Origin of the sequence: Streptomyces sp. Tu 2975 (assembly GCF_009832925.1) — a bacterium.
Classification (GTDB): domain Bacteria; phylum Actinomycetota; class Actinomycetes; order Streptomycetales; family Streptomycetaceae; genus Streptomyces.
This window is the reverse complement of sequence record NZ_CP047140.1, coordinates 1,909,615-1,927,117: the sequence shown is the minus strand read 5'-3', so window position 1 is coordinate 1,927,117 and position 17,503 is coordinate 1,909,615. Positions and strand designations below refer to the sequence as shown.

General features: G+C 69.1%; 8 protein-coding genes and 2 pseudogenes. 6 read left to right on the top strand and 4 right to left on the bottom strand.

What is annotated here, in order from left to right; genetic code table 11:
• The first annotated feature begins 439 nt into the window (after positions 1 to 439).
• Positions 440 to 852, top strand: a pseudogene (locus GLX30_RS08475) (CBS domain-containing protein).
• Between the two features lie 63 nt (positions 853 to 915).
• Here GLX30_RS08475 and GLX30_RS08470 read toward each other — a convergent pair.
• Entirely contained in the window at positions 916 to 2,445 is a 1,530-nt protein-coding gene (locus GLX30_RS08470) for a UDP-N-acetylglucosamine 1-carboxyvinyltransferase (RefSeq protein ID WP_159685511.1), read from the bottom strand.
• Positions 2,446 to 2,702: 257 nt separating this feature from the next.
• Between GLX30_RS08470 and GLX30_RS08465 the strand changes: the two genes are divergently transcribed.
• Both GLX30_RS08465 and GLX30_RS08460 read left to right on the top strand, forming a co-directional pair.
• Positions 2,703 to 3,995, top strand: coding sequence for a sensor histidine kinase (locus tag GLX30_RS08465; protein WP_159685509.1), 1,293 nt, complete (start codon positions 2,703 to 2,705; stop codon positions 3,993 to 3,995).
• Positions 3,995 to 4,627, top strand: coding sequence for a response regulator transcription factor (locus GLX30_RS08460; protein WP_159694931.1), 633 nt, complete (start codon positions 3,995 to 3,997; stop codon positions 4,625 to 4,627). Before GLX30_RS08465 ends, GLX30_RS08460 begins: the two co-directional genes overlap by 1 nt.
• Before the next feature lie 22 nt (positions 4,628 to 4,649).
• Here GLX30_RS08460 and GLX30_RS08455 read toward each other — a convergent pair whose 3' ends face one another.
• Positions 4,650 to 5,876 (bottom strand): DUF418 domain-containing protein, encoded by a 1,227-nt coding sequence (locus tag GLX30_RS08455; protein ID WP_159685507.1) that lies wholly within the window; start codon positions 5,874 to 5,876, stop codon positions 4,650 to 4,652.
• Positions 5,877 to 6,181: 305 nt separating this feature from the next.
• Here GLX30_RS08455 and GLX30_RS08450 point away from each other — a divergent pair.
• From GLX30_RS08450 to GLX30_RS08440, 3 genes and pseudogenes are all read left to right on the top strand, one after another.
• A pseudogene (locus GLX30_RS08450) lies at positions 6,182 to 7,773 on the top strand (IS200/IS605 family accessory protein TnpB-related protein).
• Between the two features lie 191 nt (positions 7,774 to 7,964).
• A complete protein-coding gene (acnA, locus tag GLX30_RS08445) occupies positions 7,965 to 10,682 on the top strand; it encodes an aconitate hydratase AcnA (RefSeq protein ID WP_159685505.1) in 2,718 nt (905 codons plus the stop codon).
• Between the two features lie 180 nt (positions 10,683 to 10,862).
• Positions 10,863 to 11,966 carry a lytic polysaccharide monooxygenase gene (locus GLX30_RS08440; protein WP_159685503.1) on the top strand — a complete coding sequence of 368 codons (1,104 nt, stop codon included), beginning with the start codon at positions 10,863 to 10,865 and terminating at the stop codon, positions 11,964 to 11,966.
• A 106-nt stretch (positions 11,967 to 12,072) separates the two neighbouring features.
• Here the strand turns inward: GLX30_RS08440 and GLX30_RS08435 are convergent, their stop codons facing one another.
• Positions 12,073 to 12,999: a VCBS repeat-containing protein gene (locus GLX30_RS08435; protein ID WP_244258068.1), complete on the bottom strand. Its 927-nt coding sequence runs from the start codon at positions 12,997 to 12,999 to the stop codon at positions 12,073 to 12,075.
• A 235-nt stretch (positions 13,000 to 13,234) separates the two neighbouring features.
• Positions 13,235 to 17,008: a GH92 family glycosyl hydrolase gene (locus GLX30_RS08430; RefSeq protein WP_244258067.1), complete on the bottom strand. Its 3,774-nt coding sequence runs from the start codon at positions 17,006 to 17,008 to the stop codon at positions 13,235 to 13,237.
• Positions 17,009 to 17,503: the final 495 nt, after the last annotated feature.

Sequence of the window (17,503 nt, the reverse complement as noted above, 5' to 3'; positions counted from 1 at the left end):
TCCTGATCGAACAGTCGAGGCGATACCAGTGACCTCCACACCCCGAACGCACTTCCCGTCCGGCACCGGAGCAGCCGCCCCAGGTGAGCGCCTTGCCGGGCCGCCGTCCGAGGCCGGCCCGCCATCGTCGGCGGCGAAGCAGCGGGTCTCCCTGACCATGCCCTCGCCCGGCCGGGTGGCAAGCGGCGCGCTGAACGCCGCCATGCTCCCCTTCGCCGTCGCCCGGCAGGTACTGCCTGCCAAGAAGGGCCTTCCGCTCTACCTCGGCCTGGGCGTCCTCGGAGCCGCGGACGTACTGGAATGGCCCGTCGCCCTCGGTATCGGGGCCGGTTACGCCGTCCTGCGCCGGGGCGACGGCGTTCTCGCCGCCCCGCCTGCCACCACCGCAGGCGCACGACCCACCGCTGAATCCGCCGGGCACAAGGAGGAGAAGTCCACGATGACGACCGCACGCGAGATCATGACCCGGACGCCACCTGCATCGGCGCCAAGGAAACCGCCCTCGACGCGGCGAAGAAGATGACCGAACTCGGCGTCGGAGCCCTGCCCATCTGCGGCACCGACGAAAGGCTCAAGGGCATGCTCACCGATCGCGACATCGTCGTGAAGGTTCTGGGCGCCGGTAAGGACCCGGCCCAGGTGAAGGCCGGCGACCTCGCCCAGGGAGAAGTGGTGACCATCGGCGCCGACGACGAAGCCGAAGAGGTCCTGCGGACCATGAGCCGGCACAAGGTACGCCGGCTCCCGGTCATCGACGGCCACACGCTGGTCGGCATCGTCGCCCAGGCCGACGTCGCACGCGCCCTGCCGGACCCCAAGGTCGGCGACCTGCTCGAAGCCATCTCGAGCTGACCCGCATGACGACGCACCCCCCTTTCTGCGGGCCGGAAGGGGGGTGCGAGGGCGTCGTCCGCGTCAGATGTCCCGGAAGATCTCGATCTGCGCGCCCACGGAGTTGAGCCGCTCGGCCAGGTCCTCGTAACCGCGGTTGATCACGTAGACGTTGCGCAGCACCGACGTGCCCTCCGCGGCCATCATCGCCAGCAGGACTACCACCGCCGGGCGAAGGGCGGGCGGGCACATCATCTCGGCGGCGCGCCAGCGCGTCGGGCCCTCCACCAGGACGCGGTGCGGGTCGAGGAGTTGGAGCCGGCCGCCTAGACGGTTGAGGTCCGTCAGATAGATGGCCCGGTTGTCGTAGACCCAGTCGTGGATCAGGGTCTGGCCCTGGGCCACGGCCGCGATCGCCGCGAAGAACGGCACGTTGTCGATGTTCAGCCCGGGGAACGGCATGGGGTGGATCTTGTCGATGGGCGCCTCGAGCTTCGAGGGCCGGACCGTCAGGTCCACCAGCCGGGTGCGCCCGTTGTCCGCGGCGTACTCGGGCGTGCGGTCGTGGTCGAGGCCCATCTCCTCGAGCACCGAGAGCTCGATCTCGAGGAACTCGATCGGTACCCGGCGGATCGTCAGTGCCGACTCGGTGACGACTGCGGCGGCCAGCAGGCTCATCGCCTCGACCGGGTCCTCCGAGGGGGAGTAGTCGACGTCGACGTCGATGTTCGGGACGCCGTGCACGGTCAGTGTCGTCGAGCCGACGCCCTCGACCTTGACGCCGAGCGCCTCCAGGAAGAAGCACAGGTCCTGGACCATGTAGTTGGAGGAGGCGTTGCGGATGACGGTGACGCCGTCGTACCTGGCGGCCGCCAGCAGCGCGTTCTCGGTCACGGTGTCGCCGCGCTCGGTCAGCACGATGGGGCGGCCGGGGGAGACGGAACGGTCCACCACCGCGTGGTAGATGCCCTCCGTCGCCGTGGTGTCCAGGCCGAAACGGCGCAGGGCGATCATGTGCGGCTCGATGGTCCGCGTCCCGAGGTCGCAGCCGCCGGCGTACGGCAGACGGAAGTTGTCCATCCGGTGCAGCAGGGGACCGAGGAACATGATGATGGACCGGGTCCGGCGGGCGGCCTCCACGTCCATCGCGTCCATGTCGAAGCCGGCCGGTGGGACGATCTCCAGGTCATGTCCGTCGTTGATCCAACGGGTCCGGACGCCGATGGAGTTCAGGACCTCCAGCAGCCGGTAGACCTCTTCGATCCGGGCGACGCGGCGCAGCACCGTGCGGCCGTTGTTGAGCAGGGAACCGCAGAGCAGCGCCACACAGGCGTTCTTGCTCGTCTTGACGTCGATGGAGCCGGAGAGCCGGCGCCCGCCGACCACGCGCAAGTGCATCGGGCCGGCGTAACCGAGAGAGACGATTTCGCTGTCGAGCGCTTCACCGATGCGGGCGATCATCTCAAGGCTGATGTTCTGGTTGCCGCGCTCGATGCGGTTCACCGCGCTCTGGCTGGTGCCGAGCGCTTCGGCGAGCTGCGTCTGTGTCCAGCCACGATGCTGCCGGGCGTCACGGATGAGCTTGCCGATGCGTACGAGGTAGTCGTCTGACATGAGGGTGAGGCTATCTCACATATGAGATGACGTCGCCTCGGGGTCGGCTGTCCGAGTGACGCTCTGTCAAGAGCAGAGTCTGTCTCCAGGGTGAGCCGCTCGGCTGTCTTCGGCAACCGGAAGGCGGCCGCGCGAGTGAGCGGAAATGCCGGAAATACCCGATGAATCGGGACAAAAGGAAGGTAGGGCGGGCCCTACCTTCCTTGTCAGCCTGGGCGGATGGCCGCGGCACGGCACCGGCTTCTACGGTGATCCGCATGCGTCTCCCCACCGTGCGGCAGGCCCTCGCGCACCCCCGCTATCTGCTCTCCGCCTGGCCCTGGCGGGCGGCCGGGTATCTGCTCAGCACTGCGCCCGTCGGCCTCGCCGTCCTCATGGTGCTGCTCGTGGGCGTGGTCGTCGGCGGGGTGCTCGCGGTGGTGCTCGTCGGGCTGCCGCTGCTCGTCGTGCTGGCGCTCTGCGGACTGCCGGTGGCGGCTGTCGAGCGCCGCAGGCTCCGGCTCGTCGACAGCAGGCCGGCCCGCAGTCCGCACCGGACGCCGGACGGGCCCGGTCCTGCGGTGTGGGCGCGTACCCGATTCCGTGAGCCCGCGACCTGGCGGGAGCTGGGCTTCGCGCTGGTCCTCGCGACCGTGCTGTGGCCGCTGGACCTCTTGGTGGCCGCGGTGGTGCTCGGCGTGCCGCTGGGACTGCTGGCCACACCGCTGGTGATGGCCACGGTCGGCGGGGGCGAGGAGGTGCGGGTGCTCAAGCTGTGGCTGGCGACCTCGTGGCCGCAGGCGTTCGCCGCCGCGGCCGTGGGGCTGCTCCTGCTCGCGGTGAGCGGCTACGTCCTCGGCGCCGTCGCCGCCGGGCGCGCCGAACTGACCCGGGTCCTTCTCGTGCCCGCGGACCCCGAGCGGCAGGAGCGGGTCGCCGAACTGGTCCGCTCCAGGGTCCGGTTGGTGGACGCCTTCGAGGCGGAGCGGCGCCGGATCGAACGCGACCTCCACGACGGCGCCCAGCAGCGCCTGGTGGCGCTCTCCATGACTCTCGGACTCGCGCGTCTCGACACGCCGCCCGGTCCGCTCGCCGACCAGCTCGCCAAGGCGCACGACGAGGCGGGCAAGGCGCTGGCCGAACTGCGTGACCTGATCCACGGCATCCACCCCAAGGTCCTCGCCGACCACGGCCTCGGGGCCGCAGTCGCCGATGCCGCCGACCGGTCCGCCGTCCCGGTGGACGTCACCCTCGACCTCCCGGGCCGGCTGCCGGAGGCGGTCGAGGCCGCCGCGTACTTCGTCGTCTGCGAGGCCCTCGCGAACATCGGCAGACACAGCGGTGCGAGCCGCGCCGGGGTGACCGGCCGCCACGAGGGCGGCCTGCTGGCCCTCGAAGTGCGCGACGACGGCAGGGGAGGAGCCGACGCGGGGCGCGGCAGCGGACTGACCGGACTCGCGGACCGGGTGTCCGTGCTCGATGGCACAATCTCCCTGTCCAGCCCGCCCGGTGGACCGACCCTGCTGCGTGTGGAGATCCCTTGCGAGTGGAGGACCGAGCACTGCGCGTAGTGCTGGCCGAGGACAGTGTGCTGCTGCGGGAAGGGCTCATCGCGCTGCTGGCCCGCTTCGGGCACGAGGTCGTCGCCGCGGTCGGCGACGCCGACGCCCTGCTGACGGCGGTCGCGGCACACACCCCGGACGTCGTCGTCACCGACGTCCGGATGCCGCCCGGCTTCCAGGACGAGGGCATGAAGGCGGCCGTGCGGCTGCGGACGGAGCGCCCGTCCCTGCCCGTGCTCGTGCTCAGCCAGTACGTCCAGCGCACCTACGCCTCCGAGCTGCTCGACTCGGGGGACGGCTCCGGTGTCGGCTATCTCCTGAAGGACCGGGTGGGCCAGGTCGAGGAGTTCCACGCCGCCCTCCAGGAGGTCGCCTCCGGCGGCACGGTCGTCGACCCCGAGGTGGTACGTCAGCTGATCCGACGCCGCCGCGACCCGCTGGAGCGTCTGACACCGCGCGAACGGGAGGTGCTGGGCCTGGTCGCCGAAGGGAAGTCCAACAACGCGATCGCCCGCCAACTGGTCGTCTCCGAGGCGGCCGTGGGCAAGCACATCGGCTCCATCCTGGCCAAACTCGACCTGCCGCCGGCGGACCAGACGCACCGCCGGGTGCTCGCTGTCCTGACGTATCTGCGCGCGTGACACCGGCTCCCCGGAAGCCGCGTCATGGGATCAGGCGCGCGGGCATCGTGAGCACATGCATCAGGTACTCCAGGGGCCCGCGCCGGAAGAAGCGGGTCCACACGAGGGCGAAGAGCGCGGCTGCCGCGGCGAACCAGAGGAAGACCTGCAATGAGGCGGAGTCCGGCAGGTCACGGGTGTCCAGCACTTTGACGGCGACGATGTGGCCGACGTAGGCGGTCAGCGCGATCGACCCGACAGCGCTGACGGGCGTGGTGACCCACCGCAGACGCGCCGACCGGCTGGTGCCGATGAGGCAGGCGGCCACCACCGCCAAGGCCACGCCGGTGTTGGCCAGCACGGACAGCGTCGTCTGGCTGTGCGGGGAGGCCACCAGGAGCCATGCCGGCTTGCCGGAGACCGGGTACGCGCCCACGGCGTCGGACCACCAGGCGGATGCCGCGGTCCCGGTGGGCGAGGCTTCCCGCACCCCCTCCAGCGCCCCCGGAACCAGGTGCAGGGCCAGCCATGACCCGCCGTACCCGCTGACGGCCAGCACACAGCCGAGCAGTCCCACCCTGCCCACGACACCAGGCCGCCGAAGGTCCAGTTTGGCCACGGCCATTCCCGTGACGATGAAAGGCAGCCAGGTGAGCACCGGGTAGGCGCCTGTGACGAACAGTTCGACGAGTCCGCCGGTATCGGTGGCTCGGGCCAGCGGGTCGTGGGCGACGAACGTGTCCGGCCAGCCTCCGTCGTCGACCGCTGCCCGCAGCACGTAGAGAACGTGGGGCATGACGAGTGCCGATGCCGCGGCGACGGCACCCAGCGTGGCAGCTCTCAGCCGGTACAGCGGAAGGGCGAGGACGAAGAGGACGCCGTAGTAGGAAAGGATCACGAAGACGTGGGTGTCGAGGGCGGTGAGGACGTAGCCCAGGGCGATCAGGAGGAAGGAGCGCATCAGGACCTTGCCCACCGCTTGTCGCCCCGCCCGCCCGGTTCTCGGCCGCGGCCGGCCGGTGAGGATGACCAGTGTGAAGCCGGCCAGCACCGCGAAGAGGGTCGCCGAACGCCCACGGGCTGCCTCCATCGCCCAGCCCAGGGCGCCGCCCACCGACGGGTCAGGACCGACGTGCGCGGTGTACATGCCCAAGATCGCCAGCCCCCGGGCCAGATCCAGGCCGACCAGCCGTCCTGTCGACGACGTATAGGGAGGCCCGGCCGGCGTAGCTGCCTCGGGGGCGATGTCCGGCGATGCGTCGCGCCTCATATGTTCCACGGTCGAGGGAACTGCCGGGTTCCACCATCCGGCGCGTGCCCGCCCGCGGAATGCCGGACGATCGGGTTCGCCGACCGGACGCCTCGACGGGGACGAGGGCGGTCAGGGGGTTGTGAACTGCTGTGGTGTGACTTCGTAGGGGTGAGTTCTGGCGTGTGTGGGTGAGTTGTTTTGGGCTGCTGCATGCAGGTGCCGGCGTGGTGGACGGGGGTTCGCCTGTCGAATGGGTGACCTCTGCGGGTGGTGGGTCGTTGGGAGTGGTGGCGGGTGCGTGTGGTCCGGAGGGGGTGATCGCTGTGGGTGGTCTGCGGGAGGTGGCGGCGCCGTTCGTGGTGTTCGGCCCTTCGGGTGTCGCCGTGCGTACTCGGTTGCGGGACCTCTCGGCCGAGGACGAGCAGGTGTTGCGCCTGGTGGGTGCGCATCTGGGCTCGCTGGCCTCGCGTGATCTCAAAGCGCGGTGCATGGACGGGTTGGGGCACTGTGCCGAGTCGTGGGCGGCCCGGAAGCGGGGCCTGACGGCTGAGTCGTCGTCGCGGTGGGCGGGGTCGATCACGAAGGCCACGCATGATCAGTGGGGCGCTGGCCCGGCGCGGGCTGGCCGCACACGTGAAATCTCTCGAGGCCGGTGTCGCGACGATCCGGCACCGGCTGTCGCTGCCGGTCGGGCAGAAGGGTACGAAGCGGGCTCCGGGCGGCTACCGCTCCCGGCAGGAGTGGCACGCCAAAACCCGCCGCCTGCATGTGCTGGAGGACCGGCTCGGAAAGGTGCGGGCCGATCATGCGGCCGGTGTTGTGCGCGTGGTGCGGGGCGGCAGACGACTGCTCGGCACCCGTCACCATCTTGCCGATGCGGGGCTGACCGAGGCCGAGTGGCGCCGGCGGTGGGAGGCCGGGCGCTGGTTCTTCCAGGCGGATGGTGAGTCGGGGAAGCGGTTCGGCAACGAGACGTTGCGCATCACCCCCGACGGCGATGTCAGCATCAAGCTCCCGGCACCGCTGGCACATCTGGCGAACGCTGCACACGGCCGGTACGTACTCGCCGCGCGGGTGCGGTTCGCGCACCGGGGCGCCGAGTGGGCGGACCGGGTGGCGGCGCACCGGGCCGTCGCCTACCGCATCCACCACGACACCGGACGCGACCGCTGGTACGTGACCGCCTCCTGGCAGATCCCGCTGTCGCAGGCCGTGCCGCTGGAAGCCGCCCTCGCCCAGGGTGTGATCGGGGTCGACACCAACGCCGACCACCTCGCCGCCTGGCGCCTGGACACCCACGGCAACCCGTGCGGTGAACCCCGCCGCTTCCCCTACACCCTCACCGGCACCACCCAGCACCGCGACGCCCAAGTACGCCACGCCCTCACCCGTCGCGATCGAGGACCTCGACTTCCAGAGCGAGAAAACCAGGGAGAAGCACGGCCGCAGGCGAAGGTTTAGGCAGCTCATCTCCGGCATGCCCACCGGCCGGCTCCGTGCCCGCCTGACCTCCATGGCCGACGCCACCGGCATCACGATCATCGCCGTCGACCCCGCCTACACCAGCAGGTGGGGGGCCCAGCACTGGCAGAAACCTCTCACCAGCACCACCCGCAGGACCAGCCGTCACGATGCCGCGAGCATCGCGATCGGCAGGCGCGCCCAAGGGCACCCGATCCGGCGACGGACGACACCGCCCCGCACCCACCAGAGCGATGGGTGCGGGCATCGGACCGTCCAGGCCGACCCGGGCACCCTCGGGCGTGAGGAAACCCGCCCCCGCATCCCCGGACCACGCACACGATGCGTGCCACCGGATGCGGAGCGAACGCGGGCGACCAGGACACCCACAACCGTTCGGGGTGCCCGCAGTGACCAGGAATGGGCCCAAGACTCACTCCTGCTCAATGATTAGGAACGGTGTCCGGGCATGACCCCGCAGCGGTCATGTACTAGAGTTATCTCGACATCGAGATATCTGCCGAAGGCGTACCGCAAGCCGCCAGTCGGTAAGGGTTACCTAACTAAGCCTTACCTTAGCGGATCGGCGAGGAGCCGTGGCGGCAGCATTGAGGTAGTACGCGCATATTGATGAAGGAGACTGTCGTGTCGGCGAACAGCTTCGACGCCCGCAGCACGCTGCAGGTGGGCGACGAGTCGTACGAGATCTTCAGGCTGGACAAGGTCGAGGGCGCCGCGCGCCTTCCCTACAGCCTCAAGGTCCTGCTGGAGAACCTGCTCCGCACCGAGGACGGCGCGAACATCACCGCCGACCACATCCGGGCGCTCGGTGGCTGGGACTCCCAGGCCCAGCCCAGCCAGGAGATCCAGTTCACGCCGGCCCGCGTGATCATGCAGGACTTCACCGGTGTTCCCTGTGTCGTCGACCTCGCCACCATGCGTGAGGCCGTCAAGGAACTCGGCGGCGACCCGGCCAAGATCAACCCGCTGGCCCCGGCCGAGCTGGTCATCGACCACTCGGTCATCGCCGACAAGTTCGGCACCGCGGACGCCTTCGGCCAGAACGTGGAGCTGGAGTACGGCCGCAACAAGGAGCGTTACCAGTTCCTGCGCTGGGGCCAGACGGCGTTCGACGAGTTCAAGGTCGTCCCGCCCGGCACCGGCATCGTCCACCAGGTGAACATCGAGCACCTGGCCCGTACCGTCATGGTCCGGAACGGCCAGGCGTACCCCGACACCCTCGTCGGCACCGACTCGCACACCACCATGGTCAACGGCCTCGGTGTGCTCGGCTGGGGCGTCGGCGGCATCGAGGCAGAGGCCGCGATGCTCGGCCAGCCGGTCTCCATGCTCATCCCGCGCGTCGTCGGCTTCAAGCTGACCGGTGAGCTCAAGCCCGGCACCACCGCCACCGACCTGGTGCTCACGATCACCGAGATGCTGCGCAAGCACGGTGTCGTCGGCAAGTTCGTCGAGTTCTACGGCGAGGGTGTGGCGGCGACGAGCCTCGCCAACCGCGCCACCATCGGCAACATGTCGCCGGAGTTCGGCTCCACCGCCGCGATCTTCCCGATCGACGACGAGACCCTGAACTACCTGAAGCTGACCGGCCGCTCCGAGCAGCAGGTCGCGCTCGTCGAGGCGTACGCCAAGGAGCAGGGCCTCTGGCTCGACCCGGCCGCGGAGCCCGACTTCTCCGAGAAGCTGGAGCTCGACCTCTCCACGGTCGTCCCCTCCATCGCCGGCCCGAAGCGTCCGCAGGACCGCATCGTCCTGGCCGACGCCGCCCAGCAGTTCGCCCAGGACGTCCGCAACTACGTGGACGACGACATGGAGGCGAGCAAGGAGTCCTTCCCGGCCTCCGACGCCCCGGCGAACACGCCGAACGGCGGTCCGTCGAAGCCGGTCACCGTCACCGCCCCCGACGGTTCGACCTACGAGATCGACCACGGCGCCGTCACCGTCGCCGCGATCACCTCCTGCACCAACACCTCGAACCCGTACGTCATGGTCGCCGCCGCGCTGGTGGCCAAGAAGGCGGTCGAGAAGGGCCTGACCCGCAAGCCGTGGGTCAAGACCACCCTCGCCCCGGGTTCCAAGGTCGTCACCGACTACTTCGACAAGGCGGGCCTGACCCCGTACCTCGACAAGGTCGGCTTCAACCTGGTCGGTTACGGCTGCACCACCTGCATCGGCAACTCCGGCCCGCTGCCGGACGAGGTCTCCAAGGCCGTCAACGACCACGACCTGGCCGTCACCTCGGTGCTCTCCGGCAACCGCAACTTCGAGGGCCGGATCAACCCCGACGTCAAGATGAACTACCTGGCGTCCCCGCCGCTGGTCGTCGCGTACGCCCTCGCCGGCTCCATGAAGGTGGACATCACCAAGGACGCCCTGGGCATCGACCAGGACGGCAAGCCGGTCTACCTGAAGGACATCTGGCCGACCGAGGCCGAGGTCAACGACGTCGTCGCCAACGCGATCGGCGAGGACATGTTCAACAAGTCCTACGCCGACGTCTTCGCGGGCGACGCCCAGTGGCAGGCGCTGTCGATCCCGACCGGCAACACCTTCGAGTGGGACCCGCAGTCCACCTACGTGCGCAAGCCCCCGTACTTCGAGGGCATGACGATGGAGACGACCCCGGTCGCCGACATCTCCGGCGCCCGTGTGCTGGCGAAGCTGGGCGACTCGGTCACCACCGACCACATCTCCCCGGCCGGTGCGATCAAGGCCGACACCCCGGCCGGCAAGTACCTCACGGAGCACGGCGTCGAGCGCCGTGACTTCAACAGCTACGGCTCGCGCCGCGGCAACCACGAGGTCATGATCCGCGGCACCTTCGCCAACATCCGTCTGCGCAACCAGATCGCGCCGGGGACCGAGGGCGGCTACACCCGCGACTTCACCCAGGACGGCGGTCCGGTGTCGTTCATCTACGACGCCTCGCAGAACTACCAGGCCGCCGGCACTCCGCTGGTGATCCTGGCGGGCAAGGAGTACGGCTCCGGTTCGTCCCGTGACTGGGCGGCCAAGGGCACCGCGCTGCTCGGCGTCAAGGCCGTCATCGCCGAGTCCTACGAGCGCATCCACCGCTCGAACCTCATCGGCATGGGCGTCCTGCCGCTACAGTTCCCGGAGGGCGGCTCCGCCGAGGGCCTCGGCCTGACCGGTGAAGAGACCTTCTCGATCTCCGGCGTCACCGAGCTGAACGACGGCACCACGCCGCGCACGGTCAAGGTGACCACCGACACCGGTGTGGAGTTCGACGCGGTCGTCCGCATCGACACCCCGGGCGAGGCGGACTACTACCGCAACGGCGGCATCATGCAGTACGTGCTGCGGAACCTCATTCGTGGCTAGGTACAGCCGCGGGTAGTTGCCATGGGCCCGTCCTCCGCACCGGCGGAGGGCGGGCCCATGGCGTTGCGCGAAGCGTTTACAGCCGGCGCCCACCGCGCTAGCTTCACTTGGTGAAGCTGTGGGAGCGCTCCCACGGGTTCGGTCCGCCCCCTCACCCACCCCCATGGAAGGGACGTCCGGATGATCCGCCGATTACTGGCGCAGAGCCGCCCCCGGGCATTGCTGCTCACCCTGCTCGCACTGCTCACCGCCATCCCCGCCGTCGGACTCGTCGTCACCGCCGGCGGCGATGCCGAGGCACACGGCACACCCATGAAACCGGCCAGCCGTACTTTCCTGTGCTGGCAGGACGGGCTGACCGACACCGGAGAGATCAAGCCGATCAACCCGGCCTGCCGCGCGGCGGCCCAGCAGAGCGGCACCACGCCCTTCTACAACTGGTTCTCCGTGCTGCGCTCCGACGGCGCCGGCCGCACCCGGGGCTTCGTGCCGGACGGGCAGCTGTGCAGTGGGGGCAACACCAACTTCACGGGCTTCGACGCCGCCCGTGACGACTGGCCGCTCACCCATCTCACCTCGGGCGCCACCATCGACTTCTCGTACAATGCCTGGGCCGCACACCCGGGTTGGTTCAAGGTGTACATCACCAAGGACGGCTTCGACCCGAAGTCGCCGCTCGCCTGGGACGACGTCGAGGACCAGCCGTTCCTGACCGTCGACCACCCGCCGCTCAACGGCAGCCCGGGCACCGTGGAGGCGAACTACTCCTGGCGCGGCGCCCTGCCCGCGAACAAGTCGGGCCGGCACATCATCTACATGGTGTGGCAGCGCTCCGACAGCCAGGAGACCTTCTACTCCTGCTCGGACGTCGTCTTCGACGGCGGCAACGGCGAAGTGACCGGGGTCAAGGACCCGGGTGACGGCAGCGGCCCGGGCCCCGACCCGACCGACCCGCCGGACCCGACCGACCCGCCGCAGCCCGGTGACTGCTCCGCGACCCGCATCACCACCGGCAGTTGGGGCGGCGGCTACCAGTCGGAGGTGACCGTCAAGAACACGGGCACCGTGCCGATGCTGGGCTGGATGGTCGACTGGAACCTGCCCGCCGGGCACCGGATCGACAGTCTGTGGAACGGCGCCATGACCGCGCAGGGCCAGGCCGTCATGGTCCACAACGCCGAACACAACGGCAGTCTCGATCCCGGTGAGTCCACGACGTTCGGCTACGTGGCCACGGGATCGGCGGCCGACACGGCGTCGGCCCTGACCTGCCGGCTGGGGTGACCCCCGCGCCGCCGGCAGGCCGCGATCCCGGCGGAACGCGAAGGAGCCGCATCCCGGCAGGGATGCGGCTCCGTGCCGACGAAGCCGTCCGTGGACGGCTGCCGGATCAGAAGAGCAGGCGGTAGCTGTTCCAGCCGCTCGTGCCGATCTTCACCCGGGACTTGAAGGGCGAAGAGGCCATGCCGGTGCCCTTGTACAGGTACAGGGCCCCGTCGGTGCCGCGCGCGACCAGGTCGGTGATGCCGTCCAGGTCGATGTCGCCCACCGAGACCAGGTAGTTGAACATGTTCCAGCCGCTACCGACCTTCGTGCGGGCGGTGAAGGGCTTCGCGCGGTCGCCGGTGCCCTTGTAGAGCCACAGCACGCCGGAGCCGTCGCGGGCGACGATGTCGTTCTTGCCGTCGCCGGTCAGGTCGCCCTTGCCGGTGATCTGGTTGTAGGCCTGCCAGCCGCCGCCGACCAGGGTGCGGCCGGTCAGCCTGCCGTTGCCGTAGCCCAGGTACAGGTACAGGTTGCCCTTGCTGTCGCGGGCCAGCAGGTCGTCCGCGCCGGCGCCGGCGAGGTTGGAGGCGGAGAAGATCTTGTTGTAGATCCCCCAGCCACCGCCCACCGTGGTGGCGGTCTCACCGTAGTACAGGTGGTGGAGGCTGCCGGCCTCGGCGAACCAGATGCCGTCGGACGAACCGTCCGCATCGTGGTCGACCTGGGTCATGTGCTGGGTGGCGCCCCAGCCGCCGCCGCTGTACATACGGCTGTCGATGCCGCCCGCGCCGTTCGGCGGGTAGCCGTAGAGGGTGCCGGAGCTGTTGACGCCGTACAGCGCGTTGACCGGGGAGTCCTGGGTCTCGGCCTGTATACCGAGGGACTTGCCGGCCTGTGCGGGCGCCTTGGTCACGGCCGTCGCGGACGGCTGCGGGTCGGCGGCGGACGCCGAGCCGGCGGCCGCGCCGGTGATGAGCAGAGCCGCAGCAGTCGCAGCGGCGACGAGGCGGGCACGTGTCCGGCCGCGCTTGAGGCCAGAGAGTTCGGCCACGTAGGTCTCCATAACGGTGTGTCGAAGAAGTGGCCCGCCGCGCGAACGGGGCAGGCCATGCTTTGGTCCTGATCTTTCCACACAACCTTCACGGTTCGATTTCGTTTTCATGTACCGGAATTGCTACAGCCGGATAGCGTGCCGCCGCTGCCGGCCGGCGGCCCGCGCCGGCTCGTCGACGCGAACGGGCCGCACCCCCTGGGGAGTGCGGCCCGTCCTGGTGGTGCGGGGTCAGTCAGTTCAGCAGCTCCACTTCCGCGAGCGTCACCTCACCCGTCGCGACCAGCCGGTAGTGCCGGTACGAACCCGGCTCCGCCACACCGAAGACGCGGGTCTGCCTGTCCCAGCCGAAGGATTCGCCCGACCGCTTGTCGAGGTCCGTCCACGACTGCCCGTCGGCCGAACCCTGCAGCACCCAGCCCGTCGGTGCCTTGTCCTTCGCCGCGGAGGTGAGCGTGTACTGCACCGCGCGGGTCCCGGACGTCACAGGGAGGTCCACCGAGGTGAACGCGGACGTGGTCGCGGAGGTGTTGTCGAACAGCGGGCCGCCCGCCGGGATCGCGTCGTGCCTCGGCGCGGGCGTCTTGTCGTCCTGGGTGATGGAGACGGGCGCCGCGTCCTTCCCGGTACCCCACGCGGACGGCTTCGGTCCCATCGCGAACTCGATCCTGCCGCCCTCTGCGATCGCCTCGTGCGGCAGGGCGGTGGAATTCCACTTCTTGCCGTTGACCTTCAGGCCCTGTACGTAGATGTTCTTCGCGCTGTTCTTCGGGGCTTTCACGACCAGTTCGCGGCCGTTCTCCAGGTGTACGGTCGCCTTGGTGAACAGCGGCGAACCGATGGCGTACTCGCCGGAGCCCATCACCAGCGGGTAGAAGCCGAGCGCGGAGAAGAGGTACCAGGCCGACTGCTCGCCGTTGTCCTCGTCGCCGTGGTAGCCCTGCCCGATCTCGCTCCCGGTGTAGAGGCGGGAGAGGACCTCACGAACCTTCTCCTGGGTCTTCCACGGCTGGGAGGCCGCGTTGTACATGTACGTGGCGTGGTGGGCGACCTGGTTGGAGTGGCCGTACATGCCCATCCGCACATCGCGCGCCTCGGTCATCTCGTGGATGACGGAGCCGTACGATCCGACGAACTCGGGCGACGCCGTCTCCGGCGTGGCGAAGTAGGTGTCGAGCTTCTCACCGAGGCCCGAGCGGCCGCCGTACAGGTTCGCCAGGCCGCGCGAGTCCTGCGGTGCGGTGAAGGCGTAGCCCCAGCCGTTGGTCTCGGTGTAGTCGTGACCCCAGACCCGCGGGTCGTACTTCGAGCTCTCCACCCGCCAGTCGCCCTTCAGGTTCCGGCCCTGGAAGAAGCCGGCCTTGGAGTCGAAGAGGGTGACGTAGTTGCGGGCCCGGTTCCGGAAGTACTCCGACTCCTCCTTGTAGCGGGCCTTCTTCGTCTTCTGGTGAAGGGCCTCGCCCATCTCGGCGATGCCGTAGTCGTTGAGGTAGCCCTCCAGCGACCAGGACAGACCTTCGTGGGTGGAGGTGGAGGCGTAGCCGAGGAACGGCGAGGTCTCCATGCCCTTGCGGCCCACGCCGGAAGCCGGCGGGACGACGGTCGCGTTCTTCAGCGCCGCCTCGTAGGCCGCCTCGGCGTCGAAGTCCACACCCTTGACGTACGCGTCGGCGAACGCCACGTCGGAGCTGGTGCCGGTCATCAGGTCCGCGTAGCCCGGGGAGGACCAGCGGGAGATCCAGCCGCCGTCCTTGTACTGCTGGACGAAGCCGTCGACCAGTTCGCCGGCCTTCTTCGGGGTGAGGAAGGAGTAGGCCGGCCAGGTCGTGCGGTAGGTGTCCCAGAAGCCGTTGTTGACGTAGACCTTCCCGTCGACGATCTTCGCGCCGGTACGGGTCGGTGTGTCCGGGCCGGTCATCGGCGAGAACGGGCTCGCGTACCGGTACTCCGGGCGCTTCTTGGTGCCGGTGTTCTCGAAGCCCGAGTTCGGGTAGAGGTAGAGCCGGTACAGGCTGGAGTAGAGCGTGACCAACTGGTCGTGGGTGGCGCCCTCGACCTCCACCTTGCCGAGGATGTCGTCCCAGGCGTTCTGGGCCCGGTTCTTCACCCGCTCGAAGCGGGTACCGGCCGGGATCTCGTCGGCGAGGTTCTTCATCGCCTGGTCCACGCTGATCAGCGAGGTCGCCATCCGCAGATTGACGATGCGGTCGTCGCCGGCGTCGAAGCGGAGCCGCCCGGTGACGCCCTCGGACGCCGAGTCGGTCACCGGCGCATCGAAGACGCCGTACACGAACAGCCGTGTGGCGCCCGTGGACAGACCGCTCTTGACGTCCGAGAAGCCGGTGAAGGAGCGGGTGGCGGCGTCGAGGGTGAGGCCGCCCTCCTTGGTGACGTTGTCGAAGATGACGCTCGCGTCGTCACCGGGGTAGGTGAAGCGCATCATCGCCGCATGGTCGGTGGGTGCCATCTCGGCCTTGAGGCCGTTCTCGAAAGTGACACCGTAGTAGTGCGGCCTGGCGGTCTCCTTCTCGTGCCGGAAGGGCAGTGCCCTGGCCTCGCGCGAGGTGTCGGGGGTGCCCTCGGCCGCCGACGGCATCACCTGGAACGTCTGCCGGTCGCCCATCCAGGGGCTCGGCTCGTGGCTGGTGCTGAATGCCTGGACGGTGGGCAGGTTGTCCGCGTTGTTGCCGCGGGCGTACTCGTACAGCCAGCTCTTGGACTCCGAGTTGGTGACCGGCGTCCAGAAGTTGAAGCCGTGCGGGACGGCTGTGGCGGGGAAGGTGTTGCCACGGGAGAACGAACCGCTGGAGTTGGTGCCGCGGGTGGTGGAGGCGTAGTCCGAGAGATGCTCGAGCCGCTCCTGTCGCGCCTTTGGCGCCAGGGTGACGTCGTCGATCCAGCCCTGGAACTTCGCCGGGCCCTTGGGGGAGTCGTAGGCCACCAGGATCCGGTCGACGGTCCTGCCGGCCGCGACGGTGCCGATGCCGGAGGCGACGGCGTTCCACTGATTGACGTACAGGCGCTTCGCGGCGCCCTGGCCCGCGGGCGTGAGGAGCCCGCCGTGCGAGTCCGTGGCTCCGAGGTCGCTCAGATAGGTGCCGTCGGTGAAGGCGAGATCCACCGACACGTTCGTCGCGGGGTAGTTCAGGTCCGTCTCCGCCATGGCGGGGAAGACCTTGTACGACAGCTCGGTGTCGCGGCGCACGGCGACATCGACGTCGAAGATCTTGTTGTACGAGTAGGCCCTGCCGTCGGGCTTGTGGGTGCCGGCGTACTTCAGGGCGCGCTTGCCGGTGAAGCCCGCGCCGGCCTTTGCGGTGGGGGAGCCGCTGGGGCCGCGGTCGACCTGGCTGCGCATGTCGTCGGGGACGGGGGTGCTGGTGTCACCGTTGGAGAACTGCACGTCCGCCAGCTGGGTGGCGTCGGGCGCGCCGTTGTTCTTGGTGATCTCGAGGCGGTAGTGGGCGTAGGCCGTGACCTCGGAGGGGGCGCCGATGTCGAAGGTCCTGGTCCGGAAGCGCTCGGCGAACGTCTCGTCGGAGCGGCTGTCCAGGACGGTCCAGTTCTCCCCGTCGGCGGACCCCTTGAGAGTCCAGTCCCTGGGGTCGCGCGCGGCGAAGTCGTTGGCGGACGTCAGGGCGTAGGTGGAGACCTTGACCGGCTCGTCGGTGTCGAACTCGATCCAGGCGGTCGGCTCGAACCCCAGCCATTTGCTGCTCGGCAGCAGGTCGACCAGATTCTCCTTGGTCTCGCCGCCGCCGGTGTTCTCGTCGCTGGCCCGCAGCTCGATCACCTTGTCGGTGACATTGCCCGGTATTCCGCTGGAGAAGCCGCCGTCGACACCCGATGACCGCTTCTTTCCGTCGGTGCCGACTTCAACGGTATTCCGCCAGTCCGGCTGGGCTTCGTCCGATTCGAAGGACGATCTGAATTCCCGGCCCGGCGAGGTGGATTGCCCGGGCTCCGAGGGGAGGGCGACGGCGGCGGAAGGAGCCGTCAACACCAGCATGGAAGCGGTCACCACGAGAGTGACCGGATTGATCTTTCTGGGCCGGGGTCTGTTTCTGGGCTGCATCCCGGGTCTTCCTCCAGAGGGAAGTCGCGTTGGACAACGTTGTCAGGCGCGAGGCGCAGGCTCCAGTAGGGAGGCAAGTGTCCTACGGTGTCAAGGGTGTTGGCGGGACGTGCCGGTCAAAATCGGACGATCCGTTAAGAGTGCTGCGGTCGTAAGGGTGTTTTCGGGTCCCATGTGTCCGCGAGGTCTCAACTCGGGAAAGATGGGCGTCCAACCTTGCATTTGATCTTGCTCACTCGGCGGGAAGTGGACTATACCTGTCGGCGTCCGCATAGCCGTTTCGTATGGCAGTGGACCAGGGGGGACGGGGGCGGCGGACACGTGCGGAGCACGCGACCGCCGACCGCAGCTACTCCGTTCCCGCTGTCAGCCGCACGATCCGAGCTTCACTGGGTTTCCCTTCGGGAAAACACAGCAACTGACCGCGGT

Coding starts and splice junctions, on each gene's coding strand:
- GLX30_RS08470 (WP_159685511.1), bottom strand. CDS start 2,445: ATGTCAGACGACTACCTCGTACGCATCGGCAAGCTCATCCGTGACGCC.
- GLX30_RS08465 (WP_159685509.1), top strand. CDS start 2,703: ATGCGTCTCCCCACCGTGCGGCAGGCCCTCGCGCACCCCCGCTATCTG.
- GLX30_RS08455 (WP_159685507.1), bottom strand. CDS start 5,876: ATGAGGCGCGACGCATCGCCGGACATCGCCCCCGAGGCAGCTACGCCG.
- GLX30_RS08440 (WP_159685503.1), top strand. CDS start 10,863: ATGATCCGCCGATTACTGGCGCAGAGCCGCCCCCGGGCATTGCTGCTC.
- GLX30_RS08430 (WP_244258067.1), bottom strand. CDS start 17,008: ATGCTGGTGTTGACGGCTCCTTCCGCCGCCGTCGCCCTCCCCTCGGAG.